The sequence below is a fragment of the Acidovorax sp. 210-6 genome (assembly GCF_010020825.1).
Lineage (GTDB): Bacteria > Pseudomonadota > Gammaproteobacteria > Burkholderiales > Burkholderiaceae_C > Simplicispira > Simplicispira sedimenti.
The window spans coordinates 1,799,430-1,813,598 of the sequence record NZ_JAACJE010000001.1; the positions used below are offsets into that span (position 1 = coordinate 1,799,430).

Here is a 14,169-nt window from a genome sequence, read left to right on the forward strand (position 1 = left end):
TACCCGACCAAAATAATCTGGAATCTGGTACAATTTGCCACACAAACAGAACAAAACCCACGCAAATGAAGGGTCTGCCAATCCGCGGGGCGGGGCAGAAAAAAGGGCGGAGACGGGACCTGCAGGCCATGAACCTTGCGGGCAATTCATGAACCAACAAGCCACACAACAAGGAGCTTGCGATGCGTCTCACCACCAAAGGCCGTTTTGCGGTCACCGCCATGATCGACCTGGCCCTGCGCCAGAACAATGGGCCTGTCACCCTGGCCGCCATCAGCCAACGCCAGCGTATTTCGCTGTCGTACCTGGAACAGCTCTTTGGCAAGCTGCGCCGCCATGAACTGGTCGAGTCCACCCGGGGCCCGGGGGGCGGCTACACCTTGGCGCGCAAGGCGGCTGAAATCACCATTGCCGACATCATCGTCTCGGTCGATGAGCCCATTGACGCCACCCAGTGCGGCGGCAAGGAAAACTGCGGTGGCGATGGCAGCCGCTGCATGACCCACGACCTGTGGGCCACCCTCAACCAGCGTGTGGTCGAGTTTTTGGACTCTGTCACGTTGCAAAAGCTGGTGGACGACCAACTGGCCCGCGGCCTGCAGGTGGAAGACAAGCCGGCAGCGCGCCGTGCCATCTCCACCACGCCGGTGGTCAAACCCATCCGCGTCAACGCGCCCAATTCCGTGTTTGCCCTGGGCAACGTTTTCGCCAAATCCTGATTGACCTGCAGGCCGGATGAAGGCCCCCACGGCCATCAGGGTCGTGCGTGCCTTTGCCTGCGGCAGACTGCACTAGCGTCGAGAATTGCCAGCCAGAACCCCACACTGAGCCAGCCATGGACATGACACCGCACTTTCCCATCTATCTTGACTATGGCGCTACCACGCCGGTCGATCCGCGCGTAGCGGACGCCATGATCCCCTGGTTGCGCGAGCATTTCGGCAACCCCGCATCGCGCAGCCACGCCTGGGGCTGGGAGGCGGAGGAGGCCGTCGAGAAGGCTCGCACCCAGGTGGCCGACCTGATCGGCGCCGACCCGCGCGAGATCGTCTGGACCAGCGGTGCCACCGAATCCAACAACCTCGCCATCAAGGGCGCGGGCCATTTCTACCAAGGCAAGGGCAAGCACCTCGTCACCGTCAAGACCGAGCACAAGGCTGTGCTCGACACCATGCGCGAGATGGAGCGCCAAGGCTTTGAGGTTACCTACCTCGAAGTGCAGGAAAACGGTCTGCTTGACCTGGATGCCTTCAAGGCGGCCCTGCGTCCGGACACGATTCTGGTCAGCGTCATGTTCGTGAACAACGAGATCGGCGTGATCCAGGACATTCCCGCCATCGGCGCGATGTGCCGTGAGAAGGGCATCCTCCTCCACGTGGATGCAGCCCAGGCCACCGGCAAGGTGGAGATTGACCTCAAGACCCTGCCTGTCGATTTGATGAGCCTGGCCTCGCACAAGACCTACGGGCCCAAGGGCATTGGTGCCTTGTACGTGCGCCGCAAGCCGCGCGTGCGCCTGGAGGCGCAAATGCACGGTGGTGGCCATGAGCGCGGCATGCGTTCGGGCACGCTGCCCACCCACCAGATCGTGGGCATGGGCGAGGCCTTCCGCCTGGCGCGCGAGGAAATGGCGCAAGACCTGGCCAAGGCCCGTGCGCTGCAAAAGCGCCTGCTGGACGGGCTGAGCGACCTCGAGCAGGTGTTCGTCAATGGCGACCTGACGCGTCGTGTGCCGCACAACCTGAACATGAGCTTCAACTACGTTGAGGGCGAGTCGCTGATCATGGGCATCAAGGGCCTGGCGGTGTCGTCGGGTTCTGCCTGCACATCGGCCAGTCTGGAGCCCAGCTATGTGCTGCGCGCCCTGGGCCGCAGCGACGAGCTTGCCCACAGCAGCCTGCGCATGACCATTGGCCGTTTCACCACCGAGGAAGAGATCGACTACGCGATTGCCACCATCCGCGAGAACGTGGCCAAGCTGCGCGAGTTGAGCCCCCTGTGGGAGATGTACCAGGACGGCGTGGATCTCAATTCCATCCAGTGGGCTGCCCATTGAGGCCGCACCCCACCGCAACCCATCGATGAGGTAAACACCATGGCTTACTCCGAAAAAGTGATTGACCATTACGAGCACCCGCGCAATGTGGGCTCGTTCGACAAGGGCGACGACAGCGTGGGCACCGGCATGGTCGGTGCGCCTGCCTGCGGCGACGTGATGAAGCTGCAGATCAAGGTCAACCCCGAGACGGGCGTGATCGAGGACGCGCGCTTCAAGACCTACGGATGTGGCTCGGCCATCGCCTCGTCGTCGCTGGTGACCGAATGGGTCAAGGGCAAGACGCTGGACGAGGCCGCGGCGCTCAAGAACAGCCAGATCGCTGAAGAGCTGGCGCTTCCGCCGGTCAAGATCCACTGCTCCATCCTGGCCGAAGACGCCATCAAGGCAGCTGTCAACGACTACCGCACCAAACACGCCAGCACCACGGCGGCATGAGACACCATGGCCATCACAATGACTGAAGCGGCAGCCCGGCATGTCAGCCGTTACCTGTCGCGCAGGGGCAAGGGACTGGGCGTGCGCTTGGGTGTCAAGACCAGCGGCTGCTCGGGCCTGGCCTACAAGCTCGAGTATGTGGACGAAGCCGAGCCCGGAGACATCGTTTTTGAGCAGCATGGCGTCAAACTGCTGATCGACCCCAAGAGCCTGGCCTACATCGACGGCACGGAACTCGACTTCGTCCGCGAAGGCTTGAACGAGGGCTTTCGCTTCAGCAACCCCAACGAGCGCGACCGCTGCGGCTGCGGCGAGAGCTTCCGGGTCTGAGCGGCTGCGGGCTTTGATGTGAACCTGCAGTCGGACGATTTCACGCTGTTTGGCCTGCCCCGGCGCTTTGCGCAGGAGCGGGCCGACATTGATGCGCGCTGGAAGGATCTGCAGCGCCAGGCGCACCCCGATCGCCACGCCCAGCATGGCACGGCGGCGCAGCGCGTGGCCATGCAGTGGTCAGTGCGCATCAATGAAGCCTACCAGCGCCTCAAGGACCCGCTCAAGCGCGCTGCCTATCTGTGCGAACTGGGCGGTGCCCCCATTGGTGCCGAGGACAACACGGCCATGCCTGCCGCCTTTCTGATGCAGCAGATGGAGTGGCGCGAAGCGCTGGACGAGGCGCAAGGCGCGAGCGACATCGACGCCCTGGATGCCCAGGTGCGTGCGGCCCGCCAGCAGGCCCTGGCACGCTGCGGCGAACTTCTGGACGGTGCGCAGGACTACGCTGCGGCCGCAGCCCAGGTGCGGGCGCTGATGTTCATCGAGCGTTTTGCGCGCGACATCGATCGCCGCCTGGAACAACTGGGACAATAGCGCCCGCATCCATCCGCCGACTGCCATCTGACCAGTGCAGCGGCTTTTCACAGAATTACCAAGCACTCATGGCGCTGCTGCAGATTTCCGAACCCGGCCAATCGGCCGATCCCCACCAGCGTCGCATTGCCGTGGGCATAGACCTGGGCACCACGCACTCGCTGGTCGCTGCCGTGCGCCATGGCATGGCCGAATGCCTGCCCGACGAAGAGGGCCGGGTGCTGTTGCCCTCGGTGGTGCGGTACCTTGCCGGAGGCGGGCGGCAGATCGGTCACAGTGCTGTGCAATTGCAGGAGCAGGACGCAGCCAACACCATTGCATCGGCCAAACGCCTGATGGGGCGGGGGCGAGGCGACATCGCCGGTGCGCAGCAACTGCCCTACGCCTTGGTGGATTCCGAGCACGGCGGCATGGTGGGCATCGCCACGGCGGACGGCATCAAGTCGCCTGTGGAAGTCAGCGCCGAAATCCTGGCCAAGCTGCGCCAGCGCGCCGAAGATACCTTCAACGAAGACCTGTACGGCGCGGTCATCACCGTGCCGGCCTACTTTGACGATGCCCAGCGCCAGGCCACCAAGGACGCCGCACAACTTGCGGGCCTGAACCTGCTGCGTCTCATCAATGAGCCCACGGCAGCGGCCATAGCCTACGGGCTGGACAACGCCAGCGAAGGCATTTACGCCGTGTACGACCTGGGTGGAGGCACGTTCGACATTTCCATCCTGCGGCTCGCGCAGGGCGTGTTCGAGGTGCTCGCCACCGGAGGTGACTCCGCCCTGGGCGGTGACGACTACGATGCCGCGCTCGCGCAATGGGTGCTGGCCCAGCAGGGCGTGCAGGTGCAGTCTGCGGCCGACAAGGCCGCTGTGCGTGCGGCAGCACGCGCCTGCAAGGAAGCGTTGAGTGCTACTGAAATAGTAGCGTTCAGCGCAGAATTGGTGGGCGCTAGCGTTCAATTTAATGTTAAAAAATCAGATTTTGAAGCTGTGACGGCACCGTTGACCGCGCGCTCCATGGCCGCGGTACGCCGCACCTTGCGCGACGCTGGCCTGCAACCCGACGAAGTGCAAGGTGTGGTCATGGTGGGCGGCTCCACACGCATGCCGCAGGTGCGCCAGGCGGTGGCGCAGTTCTTTGGCCGCGAGCCGCTGATCAACCTCAATCCCGACGAGGTAGTGGCCTTGGGCGCTGCCATCCAGGCCAACCAGTTGGCGGGCAACAATGCCAATGGCGACCTGCTGCTGCTGGACGTGATCCCGCTGTCGCTGGGCATAGAAACCATGGGCGGGCTGGTGGAGCGCATCGTCTCGCGCAACGAAACCATTCCCACGGCCAAGGCACAGGATTTCACCACCTACAAGGACGGGCAGACCGCCATGGCCATCCATGTGCTGCAGGGCGAGCGCGACCTGGTGCAGGACTGCCGCAGTCTGGCCCGCTTTGAGCTGCGCGGCATTCCTCCCATGGCAGCCGGTGCAGCGCGCATCCGCGTCACCTTCACCATCGATGCCGACGGCTTGCTCAACGTGAGCGCAAAGGAGCAGACCAGTGGCGTGGAAGCGCGTGTGGACGTCAAGCCCAGCTACGGCCTGAGCGACGAGCAGATCGCACGCATGCTGCAAGAGAGCTTTGCCACCGCCCAGCAAGACATCCAGGCCCGAGCGCTGGCCGAGGCGCGCGTGGAGGCCGACCGCATGCTGCTGGCCACGCAAAGCGCGCTGGACGCTGATGGCGACCTGCTCAGCGACGACGAGCGCACCCATATCGATGCGCTCATGCAAGCCTTGCGCCTGCAAGCTGCAGTGGCCGACGCCCCGGCCCTGGAGGCCGCAACCCAGGCCCTGGCCAAGGGCACCGAGGCCTTTGCCGCGCAGCGCATGAACCGCGGCATCCGCAAGGCCCTGGCGGGCCAGAATGTGCGGACCCTGTAAAAAAACTTGATCGTTCCACGCGCCATGCCCGTCATCAAAATCCTGCCCCACGCCGAGTACTGCCCCCAGGGCGCTGAAATCACCGCTCCGGCCGGAACCTCCATCTGCGAGGCTTTGCTCGACAACCACATCGCCATCGAGCACGCATGCGACATGAGCTGCGCCTGCACCACCTGCCACGTGATCGTGCGTGAGGGCTATGCCTCACTCAACGAGGCGGAAGAAGAGGAAGAAGACTTGCTCGATCGCGCCTGGGGCCTGGAGCCGCAATCGCGCCTGTCGTGCCAGGCCATCCTGGCGCAGCAGAACGTGACCATCGAGATCCCCAAGTACACCATCAACCACGCCAAGGAAAACCACTGATGGCGCGGCAGGTTGTCTTCGATACCGAAACCACGGGCCTGTCGGCCGAGAACGGCGACCGCATCCTGGAGATAGGGTGCGTGGAGTTGCTGCACCGCAAGCTCACCGGGCGAAGGCTGCACCTGTACATCAACCCGGAGCGCGAGAGCGAAGAGGGCGCCCTGCGCGTGCACGGCCTGACCACCGAGTTCCTCAGCGACAAGCCCAAGTTCGCGGAAGTGGCCGACCAGATTCTGGACTTCATGCGCGATGCGGAAATCATCATCCACAACGCTGCGTTCGACGTCGGCTTCATCAATAAGGAGCTGGAGCGGCTGAATCTGCCCCCACTGGCCAGCCATGTGGCGGGCATTGTCGATACGCTGGCGCTGGCCAAGGAAATGTTCCCCGGCAAGCGCAACTCGCTCGATGCACTGTGCGACCGCCTGGGCGTGGACAACTCGGCCCGCACCTTGCATGGCGCACTGCTTGATGCCGAGCTGCTCGCCGATGTGTACATCTGCCTCACGCGTGGGCAGGACGCGCTGCTCATCGCCGACGATGCCGGCGACACAGGCGGCGGCCCCAGGGCGGCCAGCATCGACCTGAGTGGTCTGCATCTGCCCGTGCTGCAGGCCAATGATCAGGAGCTGGCAGCGCACGAAGCCCTGCTGGCGCAGCTCGACAAGGAGAGCAAAGGCAAAACAGTGTGGCGCAAGCTGCAAACCGCCTGAAAGCTGTGCCATAATAGCGGGCTGTCGCAACGACAACGGGTGATTAGCTCAGCGGTAGAGCACTGCCTTCACACGGCAGGGGTCACATGTTCGATCCATGTATCACCCACCAGCGTTTCGTGGCATTGCTCACTTCGAGCAGTGCCAATGGGTGATTAGCTCAGCGGTAGAGCACTGCCTTCACACGGCAGGGGTCACATGTTCGATCCATGTATCACCCACCAATTTGCGTTTGCATGCAAGGGCCTGAGAGAAATCTCAGGCCCTTTGTCATTTCAGCTATCAAAGGATTGGCACTTCAGTGCAACTGCAATTGGCGGGGGGGCGGGCTTCGAGCGCTTGGTCAGTTGGGATGTGGGTCCAGGCGCATGTCTGATGTGGTGGCCCAAAGAGAGGTGTGATGCGCCAAAGGCATGGCATACAAAGCAAAAAGCGCCCCGAGAGGCGCTTTTTGCTTGCTTATTGGCGGAGAGGGCGGGATTCGAACCCGCGGTGGGGATTAGCCCACACACGCTTTCCAGGCGTGCGACTTAAACCGCTCATCCACCTCTCCTAAGCCCTCCATTATAGCCGATGATGGAGGTGATTCCTTGGGAAGTGAAGGCAAGGGGAAAAATCTTTTGGATAGAGCGCCTGCGCCGTCGAGGCAGATCGCTCAAGGTGCGGGCGTGTTGGTCTTGTGGGTCGTCGATGGATGGTGCGCTGACGCCAGGGTCTCCAGTTCCACGGGGGCAACCACGGTTCTGTTGCGCCCCATGTGCTTGGCCTGGTACAGAGCGCGGTCGGTCTGGCGCAAGAGGGTGTCCAGCGCAAGGGTCTTGCCTGCGGGCATGCAGGCGAGGCCCATGCTTGCTGTGACAGGGGCTCCAATGCTGGCAATGGGTGTGTCGGCCAGCTTTTGCCGCAGCTTGTTGGCCAGGTGCAGGGCGTCTGCGGCAGAGGTGTCTGGCAGGAGCAACATGAACTCTTCACCGCCAAAGCGGGCGATTCGGTCGGTCTGGCGCACGGCATGTGTCATCAACTCCGCCACGTTCCGTAGCACATCGTCCCCGGCGGGGTGACCGAATCTGTCGTTGATGGTCTTGAAGTGATCGAGATCGATCATCAGAAGCGACAACGCACTGTGGTTGCGCCGGGTGCGTGCCAGTTCTTCCTCTGCCAGCCGAACAAACTCTCTGCGGTTGAGCAGGCCGGTCAGGGGGTCCCGTGTCGCCAGGGTCTCCAGTTCAGCGCGTTGGCGTTCCAGTTGCTGGTTGGATTCCTCCAGCGCCCGCTGCAGCAGTTCTGCCTGAACATAGCGTCGCCACAGCAGGATGCTCACAAGCAGGGACAGGGCGCTGGCTGAGGCGGCATTCATGCGGTTGGTGGCGAGCAGCGCCGCGTTGTCTGTAGTCCAGCCCAGTGCCAAGGCCAATGCGCACCATCCGAGCGCCAGGATCACCAGCGTCGAAAGCGGGCGCAGCAGGAACACGATGGAGATGCCCACCGCTGCATTGATGAAGGCATTGATGTTCGTACTGATGGCCTGGTCCATCAGGGTCAGTGCTACCGCCCAGGCCAGGATCAGCACGGAAACGCCTTCCGGCAGGAACTTGAGTGCCAGCCGTGGAGCCGCATTTTTTTGTGCGTACCAGGTGAGCAGCCCTGCTGCCGACATGACGACGGCCATGGCTCCATGGGCTGCAGTGATCTGGCTTGCCCAGGTGCTGCGTTGTGCATCATCAAAACGCAGCAGCGCAAAGACCAGCACATGCAGCAGGTTCAGGGCCACCACGGCCCAGGAGGCCACACCGAGCACCTGCAGGTTGCGCCGGTATGCGGCGTCCTGCACCAGCAGGTCTTCAGCGGCCCAGCGCCGCAGCGTATCGGAAAAGAGCATGGGTTCCGATCATTCGGGTCGGCCTTGCACCGGCATTACATGGAGCAGGGCATGGTGTCATCGCCCATTCGGCACGCGGGTCTGGCTCAGGAGGGTTTCTGTGTCTGCACCATCTTCATCGCCGACCCGATCAGCGCAGACACCTCGGTCATATTGCTCGGCACGATGAGGGTGGTGGTGGCGTCTGCGGCCACTTTGCCGTAGGCATCCACGGCCTTTTCGGCGACCTTGAGCTGCACGGCTTGTTCGCCACCGGGTTGGCGGATGGCTGCGGCCACGCGTTCGATGGCCTGGGCGGTGGCCTCGGCCACGGCCTTGATGGACTCGGCCTCGCCTTGGGCGTTGTTGATGACAGCCTGCTTTTCCCCTTCCGAGCGGGCGATGAAGGCCTCACGCTCACCGGTGGCGATGTTGATCTGTTCTTGTCGGCGGCCTTCCGAGGCTGCAATCAGTGCGCGCTTTTCGCGCTCGGCCGTGATCTGGGCCTGCATGGAACGCAGGATTTCGGCGGGTGGCGTCAGGTCCTTGATCTCGTAGCGCAGCACCTTGACGCCCCAGTTGAGCGCGGCTTCGTCGATGGCCGACACCACCTGGGCGTTGATCATGTCGCGCTCCTCGAAGGTCTTGTCGAGCTCCAGCTTGCCGATCACACTGCGCAGCGAGGTTTGCGCCAGTTGCGTGACGGCCATGATGTAGTTGCTGGAGCCGTAGCTGGCGCGCATGGGGTCGGTCACCTGGAAGTACAGGATGCCGTCCACCTGCAATTGCGTGTTGTCGCGCGTGATGCAGACCTGGCTGGGAACGTCCAGTGGAATTTCCTTGAGGCTGTGTTTGTAGGCCACGCGCTCGATGAAGGGAATCAGAAAGTTCAGCCCGGGCGTGAGCGTGCCCGCGTACTTGCCCAGGCGCTCCTTGACCCAGGCGTTCTGCTGGGGCACGACCTTGACGGACTGGATGATGAAGATGACGACAATCACGAAAAAGACGGCAGCGACTTCCATGGGGAGGGCCTTTCGTTGGTGCGGTAGCTGAAGAAGAGAAAACTCAATCCGGGTCCACCAGCAGGCGGTTGCCCACCAGTTCGGCCACGCGGTGCTTGCCGGTACTGGGGGTCACGCCAGGGCGGTGGATGGCAGTCCAGGTGGTGCCGCGGTACTTGACGGTGGCAGTGCCATCGCTGTTCCACTGGTCGATGACGATGGTTTCACCCACGTCCAGGTTCACGCTGCGCTCTGCGCGGGCCGACGGGTCGCCGGGGCGGCGCTTCTTGGCATGGTTCCAGGCCACGACGGCACCTCCGCCGACCAAGGCCGCGCAGACCAGTTGCACGGCCACACCAGCGCCCAAATGGGCCGCCACGGCCCCGGCGGCCATTCCCAGGGCCAGCAGCAGCAGATAGAAGGTGCCAGTCACCAGTTCCACCGCCACGGCCACACCGGCCAGTACCCACCAGAGAGTGGATTCCTCCATGACGCGCTCCTCAGCATGATTTGTTTGTAGTGCGCCACATTCTGGGACAAAAAAATGGCGATTCAAAGGCGCGACAGGCTTATTCCTTACACTTCGCGCCTGTTTTTCTTTTTTGGCCGGGCAGATTGCACGGAGGCTGCGCATGAAGTTTCGTTTTCCCATCATCATCATCGACGAGGATTACCGTTCCGAGAACACTTCGGGGCTGGGCATCCGTGCGCTGGCGCAGGCCATCGAGGCCGAGGGTTTTGAAGTGCTCGGGGTCACCAGCTACGGCGACCTGAGCCAGTTTGCACAGCAACAAAGCCGCGCCAGCGCGTTCATCCTGTCGATCGACGACGAGGAGTTCTCCCTGGGTCCGGATCTCGACCCCGCCGTGCTGAGCCTGCGCACCTTCATCCAGGAAGTGCGCCGCAAGAATGCCGACGTGCCCATCTACGTGCATGGCGAAACGAAAACCAGCCGCCACCTGCCCAACGACATCCTGCGTGAGCTGCATGGCTTCATCCACATGTTCGAGGACACCCCCGAATTCGTGGCGCGCCACATCATCCGCGAGGCCAAGAGCTACCTCGAAGGCGTGCAGCCGCCGTTCTTCAAGGCATTGCTCGACTATGCGGAAGACGGTTCGTACTCCTGGCACTGCCCCGGCCATTCCGGCGGCGTGGCCTTCCTGAAAAGCCCCGTGGGCCAGATGTACCACCAGTTCTACGGCGAGAACATGCTGCGTGCCGACGTCTGCAACGCCGTGGAGGAACTGGGCCAGCTGCTCGACCACAACGGCGCCATCGGCGAGAGCGAGCGCAACGCGGCGCGCATCTTCAATGCCGACCATTGCTTCTTCGTGACCAACGGCACATCCACCAGCAACAAGATGGTGTGGCACCACACCGTGGCCCCCGGCGACGTGGTGGTGGTGGACCGCAACTGCCACAAGTCCATCCTGCACAGCATCATCATGACCGGGGCCATCCCCGTGTTCATGAAGCCCACGCGCAACCACTTCGGCATCATCGGCCCGATTCCGCAGAGCGAATTCGAGCCCGCCACCATCCAGGCCAAGATCAAGGCCAACCCGCTGCTCAAGGGCGTGGACGCCAAGAAGGTCAAGCCGCGCGTGCTCACGCTCACCCAGTCCACCTACGACGGCGTGCTCTACAACACCGAGACCATCAAGGGCATGCTCGACGGCTACGTGGACAACCTGCATTTCGACGAGGCCTGGCTGCCGCACGCAGCCTTCCACCCGTTCTACGGCACCTACCATGCCATGGGCAAGAAGCGCACGCGCCCGAAGTATTCGGTGACGTACGCCACGCAGTCCATCCACAAGCTGCTGGCGGGCATCAGCCAAGCCAGCCATGTGCTGGTGCAGGACTCGCAGACCACCAAGCTGGACCACCACCTCTTCAACGAGGCGTACCTGATGCACACCAGCACCAGCCCGCAGTACAGCATCATCGCCAGCTGCGACGTGGCGGCCGCCATGATGGAGCCGCCCGGCGGCACCGCGCTGGTGGAGGAGAGTCTGCTCGAAGCCCTGGACTTCCGTCGCGCCATGCGCCAGGTGGAGGAGGACTTTGGCAAGAACGACTGGTGGTTCAAGGTCTGGGGCCCCGAAAAGCTGGCCGACGAAGGCGTGGGCCGGGCCGAGGACTGGATCATCCGCAGCGACGGCAAGGGCCGCAAGAACGGCAGCAAGTGGCACGGCTTCGGCCAGTTGGCCGATGGCTTCAACATGCTGGACCCGATCAAGTCCACCATCGTCACGCCGGGCCTGAACCTCGACGGCAAGTTCGACAAGACCGGCATTCCGGCGTCCATCGTCACCAAGTACCTCGCCGAGCATGGCGTGGTGGTGGAGAAGACGGGCCTCTACAGCTTCTTCATCATGTTCACCATCGGCATCACCAAGGGCCGCTGGAACACGCTGCTGACGGCGCTGCAGCAGTTCAAGGACGACTACGAGAAGAACCAGCCCATGTGGCGCATCCTTCCCGAGTTCTGCCAGCAGCACAAGCGCTACGAGCGCATGGGCCTGCGCGACCTGTGCCAGCATGTGCACGAGATGTACGCCAAATACGACATCGCCCGCCTGACGACCGAGATGTACCTCTCGGACCTCACGCCCGCCATGAAGCCGTCGGACGCCTACGCGCACATCGCGCACCGCCAGACCGAGCGCGTGGAGATCGACCACCTCGAAGGCCGCATCACCGTGGGTCTGGTCACGCCGTACCCGCCCGGCATTCCGCTCTTGATTCCCGGCGAAGTGTTCAACAAGAAGATCGTGGACTACCTCAAGTTCGCGCGCGAGTTCGCCAAGCTGTGCCCTGGCTTCGAGACCGACATCCACGGTCTGGTCGAGGTGGAAGACGAGAACGGCCAGGTGCGCTACTACGCGGACTGCGTGGCCGAAGGCAAGTCCACCCGCAAGAACCCCAAGCCGCTGACCACGGCGGAGAACATGGTCCAGGTGGGTGACGACGGGCCCTACGGGCGCAACGTCTGACGCACGCGGCGGGCTTTCGCGCTGAGGCAGGCATTCCGGCGGGATGCCTGCCTTTTTTTACGAAAAAATGGGCTGAAACGTCCGTCCTGCAAGCGCAAGCAGCTATGAAATCAGTAGCTATTGGTCCAGTGGTGGCCAGTCTTCACGCACCCGCAGGTAGCTGGCGAAGCGCGGCAGCCCGCCATCGTGCGTGCCCCGGAAGCGGTAGGTGACCCAGGCGCCCACGGGCGGCGGGTGGTCGCGGTCGGCATCGCTGAAACCCGCCCCCAGCCGGAAGCGCTGGCCCGTGGGCATCTCCACCCACAGCGCGCCCATGCGGCCCGCGTGGCGGCCCTTGCCAGGCAGGTGGGCGAGCACGCGCGCCTCGGCGTCCTCGTGTTCCTTGAGCTTGAGCAGGTCGTCGCTGCGTCCCGCGCGGTAGAGCGAGGCGCCCCGGTGCAGCATGAGCCCCTCGCCGCCTGCGCGCACGGTGCGCCGCAGCAGGGCCTGCAAGGCCGAATCCGTGGCCACGCGCCGCTGCGGCACGGCCTGCACCCAGGACTGGCCCAGGCTGGCTACCACGGCTTGCAGGGCAATCAAGCGTTCGTCGAAAGTGCCTCCGTGCGCGGGCAGGTCGAACACCATGAAGCGCATCTGCCGCCAGGCCGCGTCGTCGGGTTGCTGCTGGCGTGTGGTGGACTGGGCCTGCGCAAAACGCCCGCGCCCGGCCCAGAGTTCGCCGTCCATCGGCGTCTCGGGCCAGCCGGCGGTGAACCAGGCCGGGGCCGCCACGGTGGCGCCGCCGCGCGTGCGCAGGGCACGGCCGTCCCAGAAGCCGCGCACGCCATCGTATTTCTCGCTCACCCAGTAGTCCTGCAGCGGCAGGCCGGGTCGGTACACTTGCGCCAGCAGCAGTGCCGGGGCGTCCGCCGCCAGGGCGTGGCCGGGCAGGGCGGCCAGCGCCAACAGGGCCAGGCAGGCCCTGCGGTGAAGAGTGCTATTGAAAATGTAGCTAACAGCGCTTGATGGATAAGCTCTGGGAGCCATTTTTTCTAAAGTCTTGCGGGTCAGACCTGGTCGGCGGACAGGCCCGCCGTCTGGCTGAAGCCGCCGTCCACGTAGGTGATTTCGGCGGTGACGCCCGAGGCCAGGTCGGACAGCAGGAAGGCTGCCACGTTGCCCACATCCTCGATGGTCACGTTGCGGCGCAGGGGCGAGGCGTCGGCCACGCGCGACAGCAGCTTGCCGAAGTCCTTGATACCGCTGGCGGCCAGCGTCTTGATGGGGCCGGCGCTGATGCCGTTGGCGCGGATGGTGCGGCCGTCCGCCGTGCGGCCTACGGCCTCGGCGAGGTAGCGCACGCTGGCCTCCAGGCTGGCCTTGGCCAGGCCCATGGTGTTGTAGTTGGGGATGGAGCGCAGCGCGCCCAGGTACGACAGCGTCAGCAGCGAGGACTTGTCGTTCAGGTAGGGCAGGGCGGCCTTGGCCATGGCGGGGAAGCTGTAGGCGCTGATGTCGTGCGCGATGCGGAAGCCTTCGCGCGACAGGCCGTCGAGGAAGTTGCCGGCGATGGCCTCGCGCGGCGCGAAGCCGATGCTGTGCACGAAGCCGTCAAACGTGCCCCAGGCCTCTCCCAGACCCTTGAACATGGCCTCGATCTGCGCGTCGTCGCCCACGTCGCAGTCGAACACCAGTGTCGAGTTGAACTCGGCGGCGAACTCGGTGATGCGGTCCTTGAAGCGCTCACCGACGTAGCTGAAGGCCAGCTCGGCGCCCTGCGCGTGGCAGGCCTTGGCGATGCCGTAGGCGATGGAGCGGTTGGACAGAACGCCCGTGATGAGCAGCTTCTTGCCGGTCAGAAAACCCATTGTTGTTCTCCTGGGGAATGCGGGGAAATGGCGGCGCCGTGGCGGGGGGAAATACCCGCAGCCTGCCTTGGCGCGCCGCCAGCGTAGTGCAGA

General features: G+C 63.9%; 14 protein-coding genes and 3 tRNA genes. 11 read left to right on the forward strand and 6 right to left on the reverse strand.

Annotation, left to right across the window (positions count from 1 at the left end; translation table 11 throughout):
* Positions 1-182 precede the first annotated feature (182 nt).
* From iscR to GWK50_RS08315, 10 genes are all read left to right on the forward strand, one after another.
* Complete coding sequence (iscR, locus tag GWK50_RS08270) at positions 183-719, forward strand: Fe-S cluster assembly transcriptional regulator IscR (RefSeq protein ID WP_162016060.1); 537 nt, start codon at positions 183-185, stop codon at positions 717-719.
* A gap of 116 nt (positions 720-835) precedes the next feature.
* A complete protein-coding gene (locus GWK50_RS08275; protein WP_162016061.1) occupies positions 836-2,056 on the forward strand; it encodes an IscS subfamily cysteine desulfurase in 1,221 nt (406 codons plus the stop codon).
* A 39-nt stretch (positions 2,057-2,095) separates the two neighbouring features.
* Positions 2,096-2,494 carry a Fe-S cluster assembly scaffold IscU gene (gene iscU / locus GWK50_RS08280; RefSeq protein ID WP_162016062.1) on the forward strand — a complete coding sequence of 133 codons (399 nt, stop codon included), beginning with the start codon at positions 2,096-2,098 and terminating at the stop codon, positions 2,492-2,494.
* 6 nt (positions 2,495-2,500) lie between these two features.
* The gene (gene iscA, locus GWK50_RS08285) at positions 2,501-2,824 is read left to right on the forward strand and encodes an iron-sulfur cluster assembly protein IscA (protein ID WP_162016063.1); all 324 of its coding nucleotides are present in this window, start codon (positions 2,501-2,503) and stop codon (positions 2,822-2,824) included.
* Between the two features lie 18 nt (positions 2,825-2,842).
* Positions 2,843-3,361, forward strand: coding sequence for a Fe-S protein assembly co-chaperone HscB (hscB, locus tag GWK50_RS08290; protein ID WP_162016064.1), 519 nt, complete (start codon positions 2,843-2,845; stop codon positions 3,359-3,361).
* 68 nt (positions 3,362-3,429) lie between these two features.
* Positions 3,430-5,292 (forward strand): Fe-S protein assembly chaperone HscA, encoded by a 1,863-nt coding sequence (gene hscA, locus GWK50_RS08295; protein ID WP_162016065.1) that lies wholly within the window; start codon positions 3,430-3,432, stop codon positions 5,290-5,292.
* A gap of 24 nt (positions 5,293-5,316) precedes the next feature.
* Positions 5,317-5,655, forward strand: a complete 339-nt coding sequence (gene fdx, locus GWK50_RS08300; RefSeq protein WP_162016066.1) for an ISC system 2Fe-2S type ferredoxin — start codon at positions 5,317-5,319, stop codon at positions 5,653-5,655.
* Entirely contained in the window at positions 5,655-6,368 is a 714-nt protein-coding gene (gene dnaQ, locus GWK50_RS08305) for a DNA polymerase III subunit epsilon (RefSeq protein WP_162016067.1), read from the forward strand. Before fdx ends, dnaQ begins: the two co-directional genes overlap by 1 nt.
* A gap of 37 nt (positions 6,369-6,405) precedes the next feature.
* Positions 6,406-6,480, forward strand: a tRNA-Val gene (locus GWK50_RS08310).
* A gap of 37 nt (positions 6,481-6,517) precedes the next feature.
* A tRNA-Val gene (locus GWK50_RS08315) sits at positions 6,518-6,592 on the forward strand.
* A gap of 239 nt (positions 6,593-6,831) precedes the next feature.
* On the opposite strand, the gene GWK50_RS08320 is transcribed toward GWK50_RS08315, so the two are convergent.
* The 4 genes from GWK50_RS08320 to GWK50_RS08335 all read right to left on the reverse strand — a co-directional run bounded on the left by GWK50_RS08320 (position 6,832) and on the right by GWK50_RS08335 (position 9,717).
* A tRNA-Ser gene (locus GWK50_RS08320) sits at positions 6,832-6,921 on the reverse strand.
* A gap of 102 nt (positions 6,922-7,023) precedes the next feature.
* Complete coding sequence (locus tag GWK50_RS08325; protein WP_162016068.1) at positions 7,024-8,247, reverse strand: diguanylate cyclase; 1,224 nt, start codon at positions 8,245-8,247, stop codon at positions 7,024-7,026.
* Positions 8,248-8,333: 86 nt separating this feature from the next.
* Positions 8,334-9,248: a stomatin-like protein gene (locus tag GWK50_RS08330; RefSeq protein WP_162016069.1), complete on the reverse strand. Its 915-nt coding sequence runs from the start codon at positions 9,246-9,248 to the stop codon at positions 8,334-8,336.
* Between the two features lie 43 nt (positions 9,249-9,291).
* Positions 9,292-9,717 carry an NfeD family protein gene (locus GWK50_RS08335; RefSeq protein WP_162016070.1) on the reverse strand — a complete coding sequence of 142 codons (426 nt, stop codon included), beginning with the start codon at positions 9,715-9,717 and terminating at the stop codon, positions 9,292-9,294.
* 142 nt (positions 9,718-9,859) lie between these two features.
* Between GWK50_RS08335 and GWK50_RS08340 the strand changes: the two genes are divergently transcribed.
* The gene (locus tag GWK50_RS08340) at positions 9,860-12,229 is read left to right on the forward strand and encodes an arginine/lysine/ornithine decarboxylase (protein ID WP_162016071.1); all 2,370 of its coding nucleotides are present in this window, start codon (positions 9,860-9,862) and stop codon (positions 12,227-12,229) included.
* 117 nt (positions 12,230-12,346) lie between these two features.
* Here GWK50_RS08340 and GWK50_RS08345 read toward each other — a convergent pair whose 3' ends face one another.
* Positions 12,347-13,255, reverse strand: a complete 909-nt coding sequence (locus GWK50_RS08345; RefSeq protein ID WP_162016072.1) for a DNA ligase — start codon at positions 13,253-13,255, stop codon at positions 12,347-12,349.
* Positions 13,256-13,275: 20 nt separating this feature from the next.
* Positions 13,276-14,076, reverse strand: a complete 801-nt coding sequence (gene fabI, locus GWK50_RS08350) for an enoyl-ACP reductase FabI (RefSeq protein WP_162016073.1) — start codon at positions 14,074-14,076, stop codon at positions 13,276-13,278.
* Positions 14,077-14,169 lie beyond the last annotated feature (93 nt).